Source organism: Corynebacterium sp. HMSC072D12, assembly GCF_001813925.1.
GTDB classification, from domain to species: Bacteria; Actinomycetota; Actinomycetes; order Mycobacteriales; family Mycobacteriaceae; genus Corynebacterium; species Corynebacterium aurimucosum.
Map to the genome: position 1 here is coordinate 183,833 of NZ_KV814415.1, position 19,750 is coordinate 203,582.

The window sequence follows — 19,750 nt, forward strand, 5'->3', positions numbered from 1 at the left end:
CTAGTAACGAACGGCGCCTTGGACGGGCATGGAATTAAGCGGCACCACGGCCACGGGCACACCATAGGTGGAGGCGTGAACCACTTGGCCATCCCCGATATACATTCCCACGTGGGTCACGCCGGGATAGTAGCCCACGATGTCCCCTGGCTGCAGCTGATCCATCGGCACTGGAGTGCCACCGGCAAGCTGCGCCTGGGAGGTACGTGGAATGCTCTTGCCCATCTGTTGGTAGCTCCACACCATGAGACCCGAACAGTCAAAGGCATCGGGACCGGTAGCACCCCACCCATAGGGAGCGCCGATGCGGGTAAGAGCGGCCTCGACGGCGGCGGAGCCAGAGCCATCAGCCAACGCGGCTAAGTCAAGACCGGAAGACCCGCCGAAGTGCTGGATCCACGCCTCCCGCGCTTCGGGGCTGAGGCCATCAACGGTGACTTCTAGTTCCTTCTGTTGTTCCTCCAGCTCGGCCTTTTCCTTGAGAACAGTATCCCGCTGTTCCTGCAATTCATCACGCTTGCGGCGGGCTTCCGCGGCAGCATCGACAGCTTCCTGGTGCGCATCATCTGCGGCGGCAGAGGCAGCTACCATCGCAACTTCTTCACGTTTCGCAGCCTTGGACAACGCGCCCAGGTAGCCCATGCGCTCGACCGCGCTGGCGACGTCATTGGCGTTAAGAGCAGCCGAAACTGAGGTCGATGCAGCATTCCTGCGATAACGCTTTTGCGCGAGCGCATCGATGCGTTCCTGTTGCGCAGCTACCGCCGCGGAGGCGTCCTCGGAACTGCGGTGCGCTTCCTCGGCCTTGCGGTCCAACTCTTCAATGGCCTTCTCCGACTCGGCGAGCTCATCCTCAAGCCCCTTGACCTCTTCACCCTTGGCAGACACGCGCTGGGCGACGTCCGCCATACGCTCAATGAGGCCAGGGAGATCTTCAGGCTCCTGCGCTTGCGGGGTGCTTTCTTGCTGCTCCGGAGAAACCTCCTGGGACATAGCCGATGGTGAAAGGACGGCTACTGGAACGGTGCTCAAGGCAAGTGCAGCGACCGCACACGCAAGGCCACGACGCGACATGGGTACCCCCGAAACTTAGAGAAGGTTAATAGCTGACTGGATCATACCCTCAGTCGAGCAAAAACATAACGGCTACAAGAATAGCCGAGCCCCTTCCCTACCCTCACCATCAACATGGCAAGAACAGCGGAAGGGGTTGAAAAGACTACCCAGCGCGCTTAGAAGCGAACTGCGGAGTGAATCGGCATGTAGTGCAGGGAGCGCTCGCCCACCGGGGTGCCGGAGTTCAGAGCGTCAATGATGGTGCCATTGCCAGCGTAGATGCCGACGTGGGATGCACCGGAGTAGTACACGATGATGTCGCCCGGCTGCAGCGCATCGAGGGACACCGGGGTACCGGCGGAAGCCTGCGCCTGGGAGGTGCGCGGGATGGACACGCCAGCCTGCTGGTAGGCCCAGGATGTCAGACCAGAGCAATCGAAGGCGCTCGGACCATTAGCACCGTAGACGTACGGGGAACCGATTGCGGAACGAGCGGCTGCGAGCACCTTCTCACCAACAGACTGGGACGGTGCCGGGGCCGGGGCTGCGGCGGCCGGGGTCTCAACAGCAGCGGCGTAGCCGCCACCCTGGTTAGCCTTGAAAGCCGGGATGTAGCGGTCAACGTTCGGCAGCTGCTGAATGTTCGGGACGCTCTCCAGGCCGGCAACGTCGAAGCGGATGTCGGTGTTCGGGACGACAACCTCGGCGGCGTTGGCGGCTGCCGGGGTGACAACCGCTGCGGTTGCTGCGATAGCAGCGGTGGATGCAATGCGACGGGTGTTCAGGTTGCCCTGACGACGGTGCTTAGCCACGAATTTAAACTCCAAATCTTCCTGCGCGCCTACTTTTCTCCGCCAAGAGGACAAATCTTGTGTCTATCTTCTCTGCAACGCGGATGAAAGCTCTGACCCAAGGGACGGGCCTAGTGTTCGACGATGACCCATTCCTGTAGAGCCATCTCCACTCGGCCCCCGAATTTTTAGGAGGGGCCAGACGCGGCGCTTAAATCTTCAGTTCGTATTGAGCACCGGTGATGTGTACACCGTGTCGGTAACTCAATGTCTCGAATAGGTTACGAAACCATCACAAGCAATGTCGAGTCAGAAACGCAAAACCGACTCCGTTACCGTCCTGTTATCAAATGGCAACCTAAACGACATAGTGCACAATTCTTCCACTCCAATGCACAATAACTATCGCCGGAAGCTTGCCCTGAGCAGCGATATCAGAGCCTCAGGAACACGCGCCGCCCCCTAGACCATTGCCACACTACGCCAACAGAAAAGCTCCACAAAACTGGCTGTGTAACCTTCGTCACACCGCCGTAATGCGCTTTAACAAAAGCCCCATTTGACCCACCACCAACTCTCATCCGAGCTTCAAACGACACTAATCGCAGAAGGAAATCCGCCCTCCCAGGCCCGCACGCATTCCGCCTACCATCACTAGCGAACAACGCTGATGCAACAGTAGCCATATATAGAGAGAAGCACGGGAAGCGGACTGACTAGTCACGCACGACGCTCAACGCAGCGATTCCGGCCAGGGGAGAACTAGCGCACTGTTTGAAATCAACTACTAAGGACGCGCGAAGCCGAAGAGAATCATGAACGCTGGGACTTGCCGCTTGACTCAGCAATTGCCCCTACCTCTTCCCTTGAAGTACTTCCGGCCGACGCCGAGCGCTCAATCTCGAGCGACGGTATCGCCGAAAGAACAGATTAGGGAATGCAAAAGGGCTCAACGGCCCGCATAAGCGGCAAGAATGAGAAAGCGTCCCGTCCATCGCATGGACGAGACTCACTGCTCAATATAGGTCACGCTCTACCCGCGCTGCACACGCACAGATAGAAGGCCCCCTACCCCACCTACTTCGTGGAGATCACAGCGTGAGGGAAGTCAGGCAAGCGGAAGACCGCAAATGCCCGTCGGGGTAGGTAAGGAAAAGGCCGACGAGACTTCACCTAATACACCTCATGCAATAAAACGCTGAAAGCCCGCACCCTTCCCTATTATTCGGAAGGCGGTGCGGGCTCTGTGAGCGTGTTTCAGTGAGTGAAGGCGCTAGATGCGGCCATTCTCCTCGTCATCGCGACGGTTAGCCTCGTTGAGCTGACGGAACATCTCCGTCTCCTCAGCGTGGTTCTCGTGGCGAATCTCGTTGACGCGGGACACGATGGCCGGGTCATCGGTGGAGAAGATACCCTGCGTTTCGGAGTCAGCCAGACCAAGCTGGTTAAGCTGCTTCGGAACCTGGGCGCCAGCGTACTCGAGCGGAATCGGGTGGCCGTGGTCATCGACCGGGCCGAGCGGCTGGTGAACCTCGATGAAGGCACCGTTCGGCAGCTGCTTAATAACGCCGGTCTCAATACCGTGCTCCAGCACCTCGCGGTCGGAGCGCTGCAGACCAACGCAGATGCGGTAGGTCATGAAGTATGCAATCGGCGGCAGGACAATCAGACCGATACGGCCAACCCAGGTCATCGCATTCAGCGAGATCTGGAAGAAGTGTGCCACGTGGTCGTTACCACCAGACAGCGTTACCAGCAGGAAGAAGACGATGGCAGCCGCACCGATAGCGGAGCGAACCGGAACGTCACGCGGGCGCTGCAGAAGGTTGTGGTGAGCGTCGTCGCCCGTCAGCTTCTTCTCAATGAAGGGGTAGGCGAAGAGCAGGACAACCATCAGGCCACAGAGCAGTGCGACCCAGAATGCAGACGGAATGGTGTAGTTGCCGATGTAGAGCTCCCATGCCGGCATGACACGAGCAACACCGTCAGTCCACAGCATGTAGATATCCGGCTGGGAACCAGCGGAGACCTGGGACGGGTTGTACGGGCCAAGGTTCCAGATGGCGTTAATCGTCATCAGACCGGAGATAAGAGCCAGCACGCCGGCAACCATCATGCCCATGCCGATGGCCTTCGTGGCGAAGACCGGCATAATGCGGACACCGACAACGTTGTTCTCAGCGCGACCCGGTCCAGGGAACTGGGTGTGCTTCTGGAACCAGACCATGATGAGGTGCGCTGCGATGAGACCCAGGATGATGCCCGGGATAACCAGCACGTGCAGGATGTAGAAGCGGTCCAGCATCAGGTCGGACGGGAAGTCGCCACCGAAGATGGCCCAGTGCAGCCAGGTACCGATAATCGGCAGACCCAGGATGATGGCGGACATGATTCGCAGACCAACACCGGAGAGCAGGTCATCCGGAAGGGAGTAACCGAGGAAGCCCTCGACCATGCCCAGCAGGATCAGAGCGCAACCGATAATCCAGTTGGCCTCACGCGGGCGGCGGAACGCACCGGTGAAGAAAATACGCAGCATGTGGGCAATCATGGACATCATGAACATGAGTGCTGCCCAGTGGTGCATCTGGCGAACGAACAGGCCGCCGCGCACCTCAAAGGAAATATCCAGAGCCGTTGCATAAGCACGGGACATCTCGACGCCGTTCAGCGGAGTGTAGCCGCCGTCGTAGATGACCTTCGTGATGGAAGGATCGAAGAACAGCGCCAAGTAGATGCCGGTCAGCACCAAGATGATGAAGCTGTACAGTGCCATCTCACCGAGCATGAAGGACCAGTGAGTGGGAAAGACTTTGTTGAGCTGGGTACGCAGGACGCCGGCGGCGGAGTACCGCTCGTCCATGTTGTTACCCATCTGTGCAAGTTTGTTACTCATTATGACTTACGCTCCCAGAATGCAGGTCCGACGGGCTCGATGAAGTTGCCCTTAGCAATGAGGTAGCCCTCTTCGTCCACGTCAATCGGCAGCTGCGGCAGCGCACGGGCGGCTGGGCCGAAGACCGGCTTGCCGTAGTGCAGAGCATCGAACTGCGACTGGTGGCACGGGCAAAGAATGCGGTTGGTCTGAGCCTCGTACAACGAGGTCGGGCAACCAATGTGGGTACAAATCTTGGAGTAGGCGTAGTAATCGCCGTAGTGGAAGTCTTCCTGCCCCTTGCGCTCGATGGCCTTCTTGGCGTCATCGTTGCGCAGGCGGATGAGCATCACGGCGTTACGGTTGCCATGGATGGAGTGCATGTGGTTGGTGTAGACGTCCTTGTCCTCGGAGTACTCCGCACCATCATTGACATCCTCAGCAGCCAGCGGGAAGACAGTCTCCATACCACCGGCAGCCAGATCCTCCGGGCGAACACGCACCAGGCGGGTGACGCCACGCGTGGTGTAGTGAGAGCCGGACTCACCCTCGTGCATCTCTGCGATGGTACCGGTGTCGCGAGCGAGATAGAGCTTGACGCCCTTCTCGTGCATGGTCCAGCCGGAGGTCCACAGGGTGCCATCACCGGTGTAGTCCAAGTCGTGGCGCTTCTTCCACGGGTTGTTGATAGCGCCGCCGAGCGGAGCGATAACGGTCAGGCCGAAGAGAACGCCGGCACCACCGAGCAGACCCTTGATGGTCTTACGACGACCCAGAGTCGAGGTGGTCCAGGAATCATTCAGCAGCGCGGTCAGCGTGCGACGGTCAACCTCATCAGAGGGGCCATCGTGACGACGCTGAACGGAAATCTCCTCGGGGAGAATCTTCTTGACGTACTGAACAATGGCAAAGCCCAGGCCCAGGATGCACAGACCAGAGGTCAGGCCAAGCAGCGGGGTGTACAGGGTGTGCCACCACAGGCCATCCTCACCCAACATCTTGTACTCCCACGGCCAGAAGAGGTACACGCCGAGGAAAGCGATACCCATCAGGACGGAGATGATCAGCCAGAAGGTGACATTGCCAGCAGCGCGCTTCTCAGCGGGATCGCCCTCGACTGGGAAGCGCTCCTTGCGGAATGCGACGGTGACATCATCCAGCTCGGTACCGAGCGCTGCGAGCTCGTCGTTGCTCATAGCATCGAGCTCTTTACGAGAGTAATTCTTCTTTACGTTGCTCATGAGCGAGATCCAATCCACATAGCGGCAACGCACAGAAGGCTGATGCCGATGATCCACATTGCCAGGCCCTCAGCCACCGGACCGAGGCCGCCGAGCGACCAACCAGCCGGAGACGGGGTTTCCTTCGCAGACTTGAGGTAGGCGATGATGTCCTTCTTCTCATCTGCGGTCAGCTGACGGTCAGAGAACTTAGGCATGTTCTGCGGACCGGTCAGCATTGCCTGGTAGATCTCCTGCTCGTTGGCCGGGTCGAGCGGCGGCGCGAACTTACCGGAGGAAAGAGCGCCTCCCCTACCGGTGAAGTTGTGGCAGGACGCGCAGTTCATACGGAAGAGCTCGGAGCCCTTTGCTACGTCCTCGGCCTGGATCTGGCCGTTGTAGTTAGCGCCACGCAGGGACTCCTGCGCAACGGAGCCATCCTCGTCGTAGACGATGTCGGCACCGCCACCGTTGGCAGCGACGTAGGCGGCAAGCGCCAGGGTCTGCTGCTCGGTGTAGCGCGGAGTCTTGCGCTCGGCCTGAGCGTCGTTGGACATCATCGGCATACGGCCGGAGTGAACCTGGAAGTACACGGAGCCGGCGCCAATACCAACGAGGGAAGGACCACGGTCCTGGATACCCTGCAGGTTCGCACCGTGGCAGGTGATACAAGCGACTTCGTAGATGTCCTTGCCCTCTTGAACGAGTGCCTGGTCATCCTTTGCGGCGGTGGCCACCTGTGCGTCAGGGGTCAGGGCGGAAGCCAAGACACCTGCGCCGGTGAGCCCGATGCTCAATGCAAAGACGCCAGCAAGCGTGCGCTTCGCCTTGCGGCGACGGCGGGTCTTCTTAGCCGCGGCAGTGGTGTCTTCCACTGCGGCGGGCTGCTGGATGTTATCCATCATTTTCCTTTAGATAACTCGTACATGGAGATGAATGACTGTAGGCCGGCTATTCTCCGGCGACTACGGCCTACTGAACTAGGTAGATGACTACGAACACGCCAATCCACACAACGTCAACGAAGTGCCAGTAGTAAGACACTGCCATTGCCGCGGTGGCCTGTGCAGGCGTGAACTTGGAGCGAGCAATGCGCGCCAAGATAATTCCGAAGGCGATCAGACCCGCAGTCACGTGTGCCGCGTGGAAACCGGTCAGGATGTAGAAGACCGATCCGAAGACACTGGACTGAACAGTGAGACCTGCCATGATCAACTCTGTCCACTCGAACGCCATGATGCCCAAGAAGACAACACCCAACGCGATGGTTACCGAGTACCAGAGTCGGAGCTTGTAAACGTCACCCCTTTCTGCTGCAAACACGCCGAACTGAGAGGTCACGGAGGAAAGAACCAGGACACTCGTAATGAGGAAGCCCATGGGCACGTTGATGTGCGCCGTGTGCTCTGCCCAGTCACCCTCCTGGCCGTTCGCACGCGAGGTGAACCACATCGCGAACAGTCCAGCAAAGAACATCAATTCCTGAGACAGGAACACGATGGTGCCGACGCTGACCATGTTGGGTCGGTTCAGCGCGGCAACACGTGGTGCTGCCATACCTTGGTTAGAAACTACGCTCGTCACGCCTAACAGTATGGCTGGTCTGACCGCATAAGTCATCTCATTTCCCCCCGATTTTTTTGAGGCCACGACCTAGACCTTCACAGTTTTCACCCCGGACAGGAACTATAAATCTTCCAGGAAGTAGTCGGGAACTTTTTAGCGCGCTTTACGACGCCCCATCCCTGCAGGTAGTGAGACTTGGCAACGCATGTTGTGAAGCCAGCAACAGGACAAGAAGAGGTACGGTTCGCCCGCAATCCGGCACGGGGCGGACCTTCCCTAATGAGATAAATCACACCCACCCCCATAGGCGAAAGTGCAGGACTGCAACTTTCGGTTGACCCCCGTAAAAATGGCCGTTAACGTGCTGGAATTCTAAGCCCAGACCTCCAGGTACACGCTTTCGGCGGCAGCCTGCTTCCCCCAGCGCCCCACCCATAGCGATATTTTTTCGACTTGTTGGGAACTTTCCGCAACGCAGTACGACGCAGTCTTATCAACGACAAAACCTCCGCCACGAGGTGTGGCGGAGGCTTGAGAAGTCGTGACGCTAGAAAGCGCGGCAGAAAAGGTTAAGCCTTAGTGCTTTTCCTTCGGAAGGCCATACTGCAGAGACAGGCCGGTCACGGAGGTGACTAGCAGGACTGCGCCCAAAATGATCATCCAGAAGTAGAGGAAGATAATGCCTAGACCAAGAACTGCGATTGAACCGGTCATGCACAGCGGCCAGATGGAGCTGGGAGAGAAGAAGCCGAGAATACCAGCTGCGTCTTCAGTCTCCGCTTCTTCCCAATCTTCCGGCGCGATGTCGGAACGGTTATCGGTGAAGTGCAGGTAGCCACCCAGCATGAGGCAGAGCAGCATAGCGAGGACCATGCCCACGATGCCGACCCACTCGGTGCCGTACATGTAGCCATCATCCTTGACGTAGTTAACGCCAATGATGTAGACGATGAGCGACACGAAGAGGTAGGTCGCGATGGAATAAAAGACCTTAGATGTTGCACGCATTTTCTATCAGTTCCTTTTCTTATGCCGCCTCAGCGGTGTCGACAAAGTTGTCGGCATCGCGGGTGTCGCGCAGAGAGTTGAACGGAGCGGTGGTAACTGCGTAGGGCTCTTCACCGATGCGCTCGAGAGCCTCGGCGTTGGTTGCCTGCGGGTTCTCCTCACGGAACTTGAGGTACTCGTTGAAGTCTGCGCGGTCAACGACGCGAATCTCAAAGTTCATCATGGCGTGGTAGGTACCGCACATCTCAGCACAGCGACCAACGAAGGCGCCCTTTTCCTCAATCTTCTCTACCTGGAAGCGACGCTCCTGAGAGTTGTTCTCCGGGTGTGCGTAAGCATCGCGCTTAAACAGGAACTCCGGAACCCAGAAAGAGTGGGAAACATCGCCGGAGGCGAGGCGGAACTCAATCGGGGTGTCTACCGGCAGAACCAGCACCGGAACCTCTTCGGTGGTACCAACGGTCTCAATCTTGTTGAAGTTGAGGTAAGAGATATCGCCCATGGACTTACCGTGGATCGGGTTCGGGTTCTCAGTACCCTCCGGATCCATGGAAGATTCCTCAGCGAGCTTCTGGCGCTCAGCATCGGCACCATCGTAGTTCTCGCCATCAACCTTGTTCTCGGCGTAACCGAACTTCCAGTTCCACTGGAAAGCCGTGACATCGACGGTAACCTCAGGGTTCTTATCCAATGCCGTCACCTTCTGCTGTGCCTGAACCGTGAAGAAGAACAGGCCCATAATGATGAGAATCGGAATGATGGTCAGAGCCATCTCCAGCGGCACGTTGTACTGCAGCTGCTTGGGGAACTCGCCCTTACCAGCCTTCTCAGCCTTCTTCGCATTCCAGCGGAAGATAGCGGTGAGGAACAGACCCCACATAATGAAACCGATGATCCATGCAGCAACCCAGACCCAGATCCAGAAGTTGTACATCGAGGTCGCCTCAGGGGTCACGCCCTTCGGCCAACCCATACCAAGGAGGTTCTCAACGGCCGTCGGTGCTGCGACGTCACAACCTGCCAGAGCTAGACCGCCCAGAGCGATGACGCCCGCTAGGCCCGCCTTACGGCCGAGGTTGCGTTGCTTACGCTGTCCCACGTGTGTTCTGCCTTTCTGTGCACACAAACTTCTCGAATACTCACAGAGCATTCCTACCCAATCAGGATAGAGGATCCTGCCTGAATTTCAGACCTTTTCACTGGACTGATTAGACGCTGGCTCCGCTCTATAAATAGTGAACGTACGGGATGTTACCGGCCCACCTGCACAAGGTCACACCGACTACCCCACCCTCCCCCTACCCGCTATGACCCAATTCACAGAGCACATAGCTGTACATCATCCGAAAGTTCGCACCCTAACGGGGAGCGCGGCGCGGGGTTCGCAGATCCTCCAGATCCGGCCGTAAAGTGTGTCAAAGATGAAGCTTGATATATAAGGAGAAGCAAGTATATGTGCGGACTCTGCGCGCTACTGAGCGCCGATCGCAATGCCGCCCAGCACCTGGAGGCCCTCGAGCAATCCCTCCAGTGCATGCGCCACCGCGGCCCCGACGCTGCTGGCACCTGGCATGACGAGGATGCAGCCTTCGGCTTTAACCGTCTATCCATTATCGATCTAGAACACTCAAACCAGCCACTTCGCTGGGGCCCTGAAGACAACCCCGAGCGCTATGCCCTCACCTTCAATGGCGAAATTTATAACTACGTGGAGCTGCGCGAAGAGCTTAGTGCCGCCGGCTATACCTTCAATACAGAGGGCGATGGCGAACCCATCGTCGTCGGCTACCACCATTGGGGCAAGGACGTTGTCGAGCACCTGCGCGGCATGTTCGGTTTCGTCATCTGGGATACCGAAACTCGGACCATGTTCGCCGCGCGCGACCAGTTTGGCATCAAGCCCCTCTACTACGCCACCACCGACGCCGGCACCGTTTTCGCCTCTGAAATGAAGTGCATCCTGTCGATGGCCGATTCACTGGGTCTAGATCTCAGCCTTGATAAGCGCGCCATCGAGCACTATGTGGACTTGCAGTACGTGCCTGAGCCGGAGTCCCTCCACGCCACTATTCGCCGCGTCGAGTCTGGCTGCACCGTAACGCTTCGCCCTGGCGAAAAAGTTGTATCGGATCGCTACTTCAAGCCCCGCTTCCCCATTCAACCTGTGAAGCAGGGCGAGGAGCAGAAGCTCTTCGATAGGATTGCGCGGGCTTTGGAGGATAGCGTCGAGAAGCACATGCGTGCCGATGTGACCGTCGGTTCCTTCCTCTCCGGCGGCATTGACTCCACCGCCATCGCAGCCTTGGCCAAGCGCCACAACCCGGACCTCCTCACCTTCACCACCGGATTCGAGCGCGAAGGCTACTCCGAGGTCGACGTCGCGGCCGAGTCTGCCGCCGCCATTGGTGTAGAGCACATCGTTAAGATTGTCTCCCCCGAGGAATACGCTGAGGCTGTTCCGAAGATCATGTGGTACCTGGACAACCCCGTGGCAGATCCCTCTCTTGTCCCCTTGTACTTCGTGGCCCAGGAAGCCCGTAAGCACGTCAAGGTGGTGCTGTCTGGTGAAGGTGCCGACGAGCTTTTTGGCGGCTACACCATCTATAAGGAGCCGCTCTCGCTAGCTCCGTTCGAGAAGATCCCCTCCCCGTTGCGCCGCGGCTTAGGCAAGCTCTCACAGGTCCTCCCCGAGGGAATGAAGGGCAAGTCCCTGCTCAACCGCGGTTCCATGACCATGGAAGAGCGTTACTACGGCAACGCCCGCTCCTTCAACTTCGAGCAACTCCAGCGGGTGCTCCCGTGGGCCAAGCCGGAGTGGGACCACCGCGAGGTTACCGCTCCGATTTATGCGCAGTCCCAAGACTTTGACCCGGTAGCCCGCATGCAGCACCTCGACCTGTTTACGTGGATGCGCGGCGATATTTTGGTCAAGGCCGACAAGATGAACATGGCCAACTCCCTCGAGCTGCGCGTTCCTTTCCTGGACAAAGAAGTATTCAAGGTCGCGGAAACTATCCCCTACGACCTCAAGATTTCGCACGGCACCACCAAGTACGCGCTGCGCAAAGCCATGGAACAGATCGTCCCGCCGCACGTACTGCACCGCAAGAAGCTGGGCTTCCCGGTTCCTATGCGCCACTGGTTGGCCGGCGATGAGCTTTATGGATGGGCCCAGGATCAGATCACGGAGTCCCAGACCGAGGACATCTTCAACAAGAAGGAAGTTCTGGAGATGCTCAAGGAGCACCGTGACGGAATCACCGATCACTCCCGCCGCCTGTGGACGGTGCTGTCCTTCATGATTTGGCATGGCATCTTCGTGGAAGAGCGCATCGACCCGAAGATTGAGCAGCGCGATTACCCCGTGAAGCTCTAATAAAAATAGAGAATCAAAAATGAAGCCCTCGCCATAAGGCGAGGGCTTCGGCATATCGTCTATGTGACTTTAATTGAAGGAGTCACCGCAAGCGCAGGAACCGCCAGCGTTGGGATTATCGATGGTAAAGCCTTGGGCCTCAATGGTGTCGGAGAAGTCGATCTTGGCGCCAGTGAGGTACGGGATGGACATCTTGTCTACGACGAGGTTGACACCGCCAATGGAGTCCACCTTGTCACCATCCAAGGTGCGGTCATCGAAGTAGAGCTGGTAGCGCAAGCCCGCGCATCCGCCCGGCTGGACAGCAATGCGCAGTGACAGATCATCGCGGCCTTCCTGATCAAGCAGGGACTTTGCCTTGGCCGCAGCGGCCTCGGTCAGGATAACTCCGGTTGCAGACGCGGGAGCGGTCATGATTTCTCCTCTTATGTTTACGGAATTTTTTCTGGAGCCCACCCTACCCCCTCATACAAGAGGAAGAAAGGATGCCTCACAGTTCACTAGTGGTTCACTGGTGCCCTGTTCCCTCACCACAACGCTATCTCCCGCGGGCCTATTCCCGTTATGTCCGCGCGACCTTGTACGCTAAACAGCGTGAAACTTCCGTGGCAAAAAGATGACAAGACTTCTTCCCCCGCCGAGCACACCCCGGCGCCGGAAGAGCAACCCGCCGCCGAGAAACCGCACCGAAAGGGCTACACGCCGCCGAAGGGCCGCCCCACGCCCAAGCGTGATGCGCAGGAAATCGCCCGCGGCGTCAAGCGTGATCCCCGGGGAATGTCGGACGCGCAGCGCTACCAGCACCGCAAGGAACTCAAGGCTTCCATGTCTAAGGCAGAGTGGAAGGAATATAAGCGCAAGGAGCGCCAAGAGTCCCGCGAGCGCAACAAGGTGGCACAGGAGCGCATGGCCGCTGGTGACGAGCGCTACCTCCTCGCCCGCGATAAGGGCGAGGTCCGCCGCTACGTGCGCGATTGGGTAGATTCCCACCGCTTCATTAACGAGTGGGTCATGCCCTTTGCCATCGTGCTGCTGGTGCTCATGTTCGTCAGCACCCGGGACCCGCGCCTGTCGCAAATCATCTCGATTGGCGCCATGGCGGTCATCCTGGTTTTCGCTGTCGAGGGTTTCTGGCTCGCGCGCAAATGCAACAACGCAGTGCGCCTGAAGTTCCCCGGCACCACCGAGGCCGGTTTTGGTCTAGGGTTCTACGCGTACTCCCGCGCCTCCCAACCGCGCAAGTGGCGCACGCCGCGTCCGCAGGTGGAGCGCGGAGCTACCGTCTAAGCCGGAGGACACATGCCTGAATTCACCGCGGTTCCCCAGCTGCGCCCTTCAACCGCAGCACAGCCAAACCGCATGGCAGAGATTGCTGCATGGCTGGCGGCAGCGCAGGAGTCTCCGCAGGCCACACCTCTTGAGCGGCCCCGGGCCATCGTCTTTGAAGACGCCCGGCCCACCGCTGAACGCACTGTCGACGGCGTGGGTATCACGCAACATTCCCCCACTGATGAAGAACAGTGGCGCGATAATCTCCTCAGCGCTGCGCAGCGGGCAGGGTCGGGCATCGACTTCGTCGAGTGCACCAGCGGCGACTCCGAAAACTCTGAACCGTACGACAGCACTACCGCCATGTCCCCTGCGGAGTGCGAGTCCTTCCTCAGCCTAGGCATGACCACGGCAGATCGGGAGATCGATTCCGGCGCCGACCTGCTCATCGCGTCCGCTTGTGGAATCGACACGGAGACCGTTGCCACCAGTGTTATGGGCCGGATTACCCACACCGAACCGGTAGCGATCGTGGGAACGAATACTCTCGCCAGCGGTATCACGGATGCGATGTGGAAGGCCCGCGTGAGCGTTGTGCGCGACTCCATGTTCCGCGCCCGCAACCTAGAGGGCTGGGAGGTCGTGCAGACCATCGGTTCCCCGGCTCTCGCGGCGTTGGTGAGCTTCATCGCGCAGGCCACGGCGCGGCGAACGCCGATGCTTATCGACGGCCCCCTGGCAGCCACCGCCGCCGTCCTAGCCGAGCGCACTGCGCCCGGTGTGAAGGGCTGGCTTCGCGCGGGAACCACCACCCCCGAACCGGCGCACGCCCTCGCTCTCAAGGAGCTGGGGCTTAACCCACTGCTTGATTTAAACCTGAGTGAAGGTTTCCCCCTCGGCGCGCTCGCGGCCTTGCCGCTGGTGCAGCTGGCCGCCGAGCTCGCCTAGGCAGCCCACTTATTTCGCTTCAACCAGCGTGTGCAGCCAGCCGTGGGTATCCTCCACGGACCCGCGCTGGATGCCGGTGAGGCGCTCGCGCAGCGCCATCGTCGTAGCACCCGCCTCATCGTTGTTGATGTGGAAGTCGGTATCGGTGCCCATAACGTGGCCCACCGGGGTAATAACGGCTGCGGTTCCGCAGGCAAAGGCCTCCACCATGGCGCCGGAGGCAACGTCCTGCTCCCACTCCTTGTAGGTGATGCGGCGTTCTTCCACCTTCAGCCCCATGTCTTCGGCCACCTGCAGCAGAGACTTACGGGTAATACCCGGCAGCAGCGAGCCCGACAGCTCTGGGGTGACCAGGGTCTGGTTTCCCTCTTCGCCGTAGACGAAGGCGAGGTTCATGCCACCCATTTCCTCGATATAGGTGCGCTCGATAGCGTCCAGCCACACCACCTGGTCGCAGCCCTTCTCCGCTGCCTGCGCCTGCGCGAGCAGCGAAGCCGCGTAGTTGCCGGCGAATTTCGCTGCACCGGTGCCGCCGGGAGCGGCGCGTACATAGTCGGTGGACAGCCAGACGGACACCGGCTTGATACCACCGGAGAAATACGCGCCCGCCGGGGAGGCGATGACGACATAGCGGTAAGAATGCGCCGGGTGCACGCCCAGGGAGACATCAGTAGCGATCATGAAGGGGCGGAAGTACAGGGCTGCCTCGCCGCCAGCCTCGGGGACCCAGGCCTGGTCGACGTCGACAAGCTGGCGCAGGGATTCAATGAACTCCTCCTCTGGCAGCTGCGGCATTGCCATGCGCTCAGCAGAGGCTTGCAGACGCTGCGCGTTCTGCTCTGGGCGGAAGGTGGCGATGCTGCCGTCAGGCTGGCGATAAGCCTTGATGCCCTCGAAGATGGCCTGGCCATAGTGGAAGACGGTGGAGGCCGGGTCCATGCTAAACGGCGCATAAGGGCGTATCTGCGCGTCGTGCCAACCCTTGTCCTCAGTCCAGTCAATCGTCACCATGTGGTCGGTGAAGTACTTACCAAAGCCCGGGTTCGCCAGAATCTCCTGCAGGCGCTCCGGGGAGGTGGGGTTTTCAGTTCGCGTCACGGTGTAATTCAACATGCCTCACAGCGTACTCCCCAGACACCTATAGAAGTGCAGAAATGCCCAAGCGAAATACCGAGTGACATAGTCAGTCTTCGTGCACATTGCCCCTCCGCGTTCCACGTCATGGACACGGGTAGGGTGTGAGGAGTATCCCATTGTCATTTTCTCAAGGAGGACATCGTGGCTTCTTCCACGTTCGAACTGCCCGCACGCGGCTTATTCCCCACCGTTGAGTTGGCCAAGAAGGCCCCCAAGCAGGCAGACGCCCTGCTCATCGCTACCTTTGCTGGCGAGGAGGGGCTCGAGGTGCCGGGTACCTCTCTGCTCGGTTCCTCCGCGCTGCGCTCAACGTATGAGGCTCTCGCCGCCGTGGGCGCGACGGGTAAGGCCGGGGAGCTCGTGAAGGTTCCTGCCCCACAGAAGGCAGGTGCCGCCCAGGTCATCGCGCTGGGTTTGGGTGACGTTGAGGTGCTCGACGATGAAGCTCTGCGCCGCGCCGCCGGCAACGCCGCTCGCGCCACTGCGGGCGTCGGCACCATCGTGACCACGTTGGCGGACTTCGGCGTTACGGCCGCCGTTGAGGGACTCATCCTCGGCGGCTACGCCTACCGCGGAATCCGCTCCACCGATCTCAAGGACACGGAACAGCCCGCCACCTTCGTGGTCGTGGCCGATAAGTCTGTCTCCGAGGAATTCGAGGCCGCCCGCACCGTGGCCGAGTCCGTCTTGCTCGCCCGCGACCTAGTGAATGCCCCCGCCAACGAGCTTTACCCGGAGTCCTACGCCGACTTCCTTTCCGGCCAGGCCAAGGAGGCCGGTCTTGACGTCGAGGTTCTCGATGAAAAGCAGCTGGAGAAGCAGGGCTTCGGCGGAATCTTGGCCGTGGGCAAGGGCTCGGCCCGCCCACCGCGCTTAGTGCGCCTGAGCTGGAAGCCCAAGAAGGCCAAGAAGCACGTGGCCCTCGTGGGTAAGGGCATCACCTTCGATACCGGCGGTATTTCCTTGAAGCCGGGCAATGGCATGTGGGACATGATTTCGGATATGGGCGGCTCCGCTGCCATGGCGGCCACCATCATTGCTGCGGCCAAGCTGAAGCTGCCGGTTCAGATCACCGCTACCCTGCCGTTGGCGGAGAACATGCCGGGCTCTGGTGCCACCCGCCCGGGCGATGTCATTACCCACTACGGCGGCCTGACCTCCGAGGTCCTCAACACCGACGCTGAGGGCCGCCTCGTGCTGTCGGACGCCATCGCCCGCGCCAGCGAGGATAAGCCGGATTACCTCATCGAGACCGCGACGCTGACTGGCGCACAGATCGTGGCGCTGGGTTCGCGCACCTCCGGCATCATGGGCTCCGAGGTTTTCCGCGATCGCCTGGCCGAAATCGGCCGCGAGGTGGGCGAGAGCGCCTGGGCCATGCCGCTGCTGGAAGAGCACGACGAGGAGATCAAGTCCCAGGCCGCAGACATCCGCAACATCAACGCTAAGCGCGAGGGCGGCATGGAATTCGCCGGCACCTACCTCAAGCAATTCGTGGGCGAGGGCATCGAGTGGGCCCACATCGATATCGCCGGCCCGTCCTGGAATGGTTCCGCCCCGCGCGGCTACACCCCGAAGCGCGCTACCGGTGTGCCGGTGCGCACCGTGGTGGCAGCGCTACGCGAGATCGCAGAAGCCTAGATCAGAGCGTCGTCAATTCGGCCCTTCGTGTGAGCGGCTTGAGGCCGCTCACACTTCTTCGCCGGCGATGACGTAGTCCTCCTTGTCCGCCAACGGGAGGACGGTGCCATCTGACATGGCGCGGTCGGTGACGAGCCCGTCATCGTCGACAAGCGCGACCTCGTTGCCTTCCTCACGCAGGCGGCGCAGGCCTTCCTTGAGCATGCGCCGGCCCACCTTGTGCAGCCCAGAGACCTGGGAGAAGTCCAAGGCCAAGCGCTTGCCGGAGAACTGGCGCTCCTCCAGCTCGTGGAGGATGGCTTCCGTGGCGGTGAAGTTGATATGACCCTGCAGTCGAATGATCGCCGTCTCATCATCTTCATCAACGCTGCGTACTGGGTGCACACCGAAGCGGTTCTCTGTGGACATCAGGTGCAGGCCCATGTCCGAGGAGAGCTCGCGGAAGATTGCGGTGCCGCGCACGCTATTGCCCTGTTCATCAAGGCGCGGCGAGAACGTCGCGACGCCGCTCTGCCCCGGCAGCGTACCAATGAGCCCGCCGGATACGCCGGACTTCGCGGGGATTCCCACCTCCGCCATCCAGCGCCCAGCGCCGTCGTACATGCCGCAAGAGCTCATCACCGCCAGGGTCATGCGGCAGACATCGGCGTCTAGAATCTTCTCTCCTGTTACCGGCTGGCGCCCACCATTGGCCAAGGTCGCGGTCATGACGGCAAGGTCGCGCACATCGACCGACAGCGCGCACTGCGAGGTATAGGACAGTACTGCGTCGTGGGCATCGTCCTGAATGATGCCATAGGAGCGCAGCATGTGTGCGAGGGAGAGGTTACGCTCGGCATGCTCAAGTTCGGAGTCACACAGGCGCTTGTCGACGTCCACCTCGCGCCCCGCCAATTTTGAAACGAAAGAACGAATCTTTTCCACGCGGTCCTCCACGCTGGAGTCCACTCCGTTGATGAGCTGGTTGACCACAATGGCGCCGGCGTTAATCATCGGGTTTACCGGGCGGTGATCTTTGGCGAGGGAAAGCTCGTTGAAGGCCTGCCCAGAAGGCTCGAGGCCGACGACGTCACGCACCGCGTCTAAGCCCAGCTCACTCAAAGCGAGGGCGTAGACGAAGGGTTTGGAGATGGATTGGATGGTGAAGCGGTTTGCTGCGTCACCGGCGCTATACAGGTGGCCTGTCACAGAGCACAGAGCAACGCCCAACTGGTCTGGGTTTGCGCTGGCCAGTTCTGGGATATAGTCCGCGACTTCTCCGGAATCGTGATCGTGAACGCCATCGAGGATTTTCTGTAGATAAAAAGGAATCGGTGTCTTCATTGCTTCCCAGAGTATAGAATTGCCCCGTATGACACCTGCACTCATCATTGTCGATGTCCAACATGATTTTTGCCCCGGCGGAGCCCTCGGCACCGAACGCGGCAACGAAGTTGCTGAGCGCATTGGCGCTCTCCAAGCCTCTTATGAAACTGTCGTAGCCACACAGGATTGGCATATCGATCCAGGCACCCACTTCTCTGAGAATCCCGACTTCGTCGATACCTGGCCCACGCACTGCGTAGCTGATTCTTTCGGCGCCGCCATGCACGAGGCCATCGCACCCGCCCAGGCCTACTTCAAGAAGGGTGAGTACACCGCCGCCTACTCGGGCTTCGAGGGCGCGGCCGACGGTGTTCCCCTGGCAGAGTGGCTGCGCGAGCACAATGTCACCGCCGTGGACATCGTTGGCATTGCCACCGACCACTGCGTGCGCGCGACGGCTGCCGACGCCCTTAAGGAAGGCTTCACCGTGCGAGTTCTGGCGGACTACTGCGCGCCCGTCGACGAGACCCGCGGCGCTGCCGCCCTGGAGGAACTGGCCAAGGCAGGCGCCACCATCGTTAGCGAATAGGCAACAGGCGTTGTGGCTGTTTAGCTATCGCCCTGTTGGTTCTGCTGCTGGCGCTGCTCAAAGCGTTCGCGGCGCTCGCGCTGCTCCTCCCGCTTGCGCAGAATACGCTCTCGCTCGATGCGCTCGCGCATGCGCTGGGGATAGCCAGTCTCTTCGACGTCATAAACATCGCAGCGCAGAAGCTTGGCCACCGCGTCAATCCCTTTGGGCCCACCAATGCGGCGGCGGATGAAGGCGCCGCTTTCATCAACCACGACGACCGACATCTCGTTGACCACGGTCTCCGGCTCCACAAATGCCTCAATATAAGCGCGTCCCTGCGCCCAAGCTTGGAGCTCCTGAGCGTCTTCTGCGCGAATGGTCTCCCCCGGTGCGCGGGGCGGGCGCAGTTGGGACTTAGAGCTATTGCGGCGGAAGGGGTTGAACATGGCTCTTTAGCCTACCGGAGGCCACCTTCAGCTTCTTCGTGCGGAGGATGCCCCAATTCACCCCACCCATGCGCAGCTTTTATAAACACGCTGTAGAATCAATCACTAGCGTTTCACTAATTCCAACTTTCGAGGAGTCTTAACACTTATGGCACACTCTGTTGTGATGCCCGAACTGGGCGAATCTGTAACCGAAGGCACGATTACCCAGTGGCTGAAGTCCGTCGGTGACACCGTCGAGGTCGACGAGCCATTGCTCGAGGTCTCCACCGACAAGGTCGACACGGAAATCCCCTCCCCGGTCGCCGGCACCATCCTCGAAATCAAGGCTGAGGAAGATGACACCGTAGACGTGGGCGAGGTCATCGCCATCATCGGTGATGAGGGCGAGTCCGCACCGGCTGCTGAGGAGTCCGAGGATTCCTCCGAGAAGGCTGCTGAGACCCCGGACAAGCCTGCTGAGGACGCTGAGTCTGAGGCCCCGGCCGCTTCTGGTGACGCCACCGACGTGGAGATGCCGGAGCTTGGTGAGTCCGTCACC

The 19,750-nt window shown here is 59.9% G+C and carries 18 protein-coding genes; 6 read left to right on the forward strand and 12 right to left on the reverse strand.

What is annotated here, in order from left to right; all coding sequences use genetic code 11:
- The 8 genes from HMPREF2943_RS10010 to HMPREF2943_RS10045 all read right to left on the reverse strand — a co-directional run bounded on the left by HMPREF2943_RS10010 (nucleotide 1) and on the right by HMPREF2943_RS10045 (nucleotide 9,615).
- Nucleotides 1-1,074, reverse strand: coding sequence for a C40 family peptidase (locus HMPREF2943_RS10010; RefSeq protein ID WP_070643663.1), 1,074 nt, complete (start codon nucleotides 1,072-1,074; stop codon nucleotides 1-3).
- Between the two features lie 158 nt (nucleotides 1,075-1,232).
- Complete coding sequence (locus HMPREF2943_RS10015; protein ID WP_070445698.1) at nucleotides 1,233-1,868, reverse strand: C40 family peptidase; 636 nt, start codon at nucleotides 1,866-1,868, stop codon at nucleotides 1,233-1,235.
- Between the two features lie 1,252 nt (nucleotides 1,869-3,120).
- Nucleotides 3,121-4,743, reverse strand: a complete 1,623-nt coding sequence (locus HMPREF2943_RS10020) for a cytochrome bc1 complex cytochrome b subunit (protein WP_070445213.1) — start codon at nucleotides 4,741-4,743, stop codon at nucleotides 3,121-3,123.
- Nucleotides 4,743-5,963, reverse strand: a complete 1,221-nt coding sequence (locus tag HMPREF2943_RS10025) for a cytochrome bc1 complex Rieske iron-sulfur subunit (RefSeq protein WP_070445210.1) — start codon at nucleotides 5,961-5,963, stop codon at nucleotides 4,743-4,745. Before HMPREF2943_RS10025 ends, HMPREF2943_RS10020 begins: the two co-directional genes overlap by 1 nt.
- Nucleotides 5,960-6,847: a cytochrome bc1 complex diheme cytochrome c subunit gene (locus HMPREF2943_RS10030; RefSeq protein ID WP_029159009.1), complete on the reverse strand. Its 888-nt coding sequence runs from the start codon at nucleotides 6,845-6,847 to the stop codon at nucleotides 5,960-5,962. The genes HMPREF2943_RS10025 and HMPREF2943_RS10030 overlap by 4 nt, the downstream gene beginning before the upstream one ends.
- Before the next feature lie 67 nt (nucleotides 6,848-6,914).
- On the reverse strand, nucleotides 6,915-7,499 hold the full coding sequence (locus tag HMPREF2943_RS10035) for an aa3-type cytochrome oxidase subunit III (RefSeq protein WP_010190575.1): 585 nt from the start codon (nucleotides 7,497-7,499) through the stop codon (nucleotides 6,915-6,917).
- A 585-nt stretch (nucleotides 7,500-8,084) separates the two neighbouring features.
- Nucleotides 8,085-8,516 carry an aa3-type cytochrome oxidase subunit IV gene (locus HMPREF2943_RS10040; protein ID WP_070445207.1) on the reverse strand — a complete coding sequence of 144 codons (432 nt, stop codon included), beginning with the start codon at nucleotides 8,514-8,516 and terminating at the stop codon, nucleotides 8,085-8,087.
- 19 nt (nucleotides 8,517-8,535) lie between these two features.
- Entirely contained in the window at nucleotides 8,536-9,615 is a 1,080-nt protein-coding gene (locus HMPREF2943_RS10045) for an aa3-type cytochrome oxidase subunit II (RefSeq protein WP_070711471.1), read from the reverse strand.
- A gap of 354 nt (nucleotides 9,616-9,969) precedes the next feature.
- Between HMPREF2943_RS10045 and asnB the strand changes: the two genes are divergently transcribed.
- Complete coding sequence (gene asnB, locus HMPREF2943_RS10050; protein WP_070711472.1) at nucleotides 9,970-11,892, forward strand: asparagine synthase (glutamine-hydrolyzing); 1,923 nt, start codon at nucleotides 9,970-9,972, stop codon at nucleotides 11,890-11,892.
- Between the two features lie 69 nt (nucleotides 11,893-11,961).
- On the opposite strand, the gene HMPREF2943_RS10055 is transcribed toward asnB, so the two are convergent.
- Nucleotides 11,962-12,306 (reverse strand): HesB/IscA family protein, encoded by a 345-nt coding sequence (locus HMPREF2943_RS10055; protein ID WP_010190580.1) that lies wholly within the window; start codon nucleotides 12,304-12,306, stop codon nucleotides 11,962-11,964.
- Between the two features lie 180 nt (nucleotides 12,307-12,486).
- On the opposite strand from HMPREF2943_RS10055, the gene HMPREF2943_RS10060 reads away from it, so the two are divergent.
- Nucleotides 12,487-13,179: a DUF3043 domain-containing protein gene (locus HMPREF2943_RS10060; RefSeq protein WP_070711473.1), complete on the forward strand. Its 693-nt coding sequence runs from the start codon at nucleotides 12,487-12,489 to the stop codon at nucleotides 13,177-13,179.
- A gap of 12 nt (nucleotides 13,180-13,191) precedes the next feature.
- On the forward strand, nucleotides 13,192-14,109 hold the full coding sequence (locus HMPREF2943_RS10065; protein ID WP_070711474.1) for a nicotinate-nucleotide--dimethylbenzimidazole phosphoribosyltransferase: 918 nt from the start codon (nucleotides 13,192-13,194) through the stop codon (nucleotides 14,107-14,109).
- Nucleotides 14,110-14,118: 9 nt separating this feature from the next.
- Here the strand turns inward: HMPREF2943_RS10065 and HMPREF2943_RS10070 are convergent, their stop codons facing one another.
- The gene (locus HMPREF2943_RS10070) at nucleotides 14,119-15,222 is read right to left on the reverse strand and encodes a branched-chain amino acid aminotransferase (RefSeq protein ID WP_070445191.1); all 1,104 of its coding nucleotides are present in this window, start codon (nucleotides 15,220-15,222) and stop codon (nucleotides 14,119-14,121) included.
- A 165-nt stretch (nucleotides 15,223-15,387) separates the two neighbouring features.
- On the opposite strand from HMPREF2943_RS10070, the gene HMPREF2943_RS10075 reads away from it, so the two are divergent.
- Nucleotides 15,388-16,887, forward strand: coding sequence for a leucyl aminopeptidase (locus HMPREF2943_RS10075; RefSeq protein ID WP_070711475.1), 1,500 nt, complete (start codon nucleotides 15,388-15,390; stop codon nucleotides 16,885-16,887).
- Between the two features lie 48 nt (nucleotides 16,888-16,935).
- On the opposite strand, the gene HMPREF2943_RS10080 is transcribed toward HMPREF2943_RS10075, so the two are convergent.
- On the reverse strand, nucleotides 16,936-18,210 hold the full coding sequence (locus HMPREF2943_RS10080; protein ID WP_070711476.1) for a glutaminase: 1,275 nt from the start codon (nucleotides 18,208-18,210) through the stop codon (nucleotides 16,936-16,938).
- Between the two features lie 28 nt (nucleotides 18,211-18,238).
- Between HMPREF2943_RS10080 and HMPREF2943_RS10085 the strand changes: the two genes are divergently transcribed.
- Nucleotides 18,239-18,781: an isochorismatase family protein gene (locus HMPREF2943_RS10085; protein ID WP_070643641.1), complete on the forward strand. Its 543-nt coding sequence runs from the start codon at nucleotides 18,239-18,241 to the stop codon at nucleotides 18,779-18,781.
- Between the two features lie 20 nt (nucleotides 18,782-18,801).
- On the opposite strand, the gene HMPREF2943_RS10090 is transcribed toward HMPREF2943_RS10085, so the two are convergent.
- Nucleotides 18,802-19,209, reverse strand: a complete 408-nt coding sequence (locus tag HMPREF2943_RS10090; RefSeq protein ID WP_010190593.1) for a hypothetical protein — start codon at nucleotides 19,207-19,209, stop codon at nucleotides 18,802-18,804.
- A gap of 148 nt (nucleotides 19,210-19,357) precedes the next feature.
- Here HMPREF2943_RS10090 and HMPREF2943_RS10095 point away from each other — a divergent pair.
- On the forward strand, nucleotides 19,358-19,750 hold a 393-nt coding region (locus HMPREF2943_RS10095; protein ID WP_305764055.1), incomplete at its 3' end, for a biotin/lipoyl-containing protein.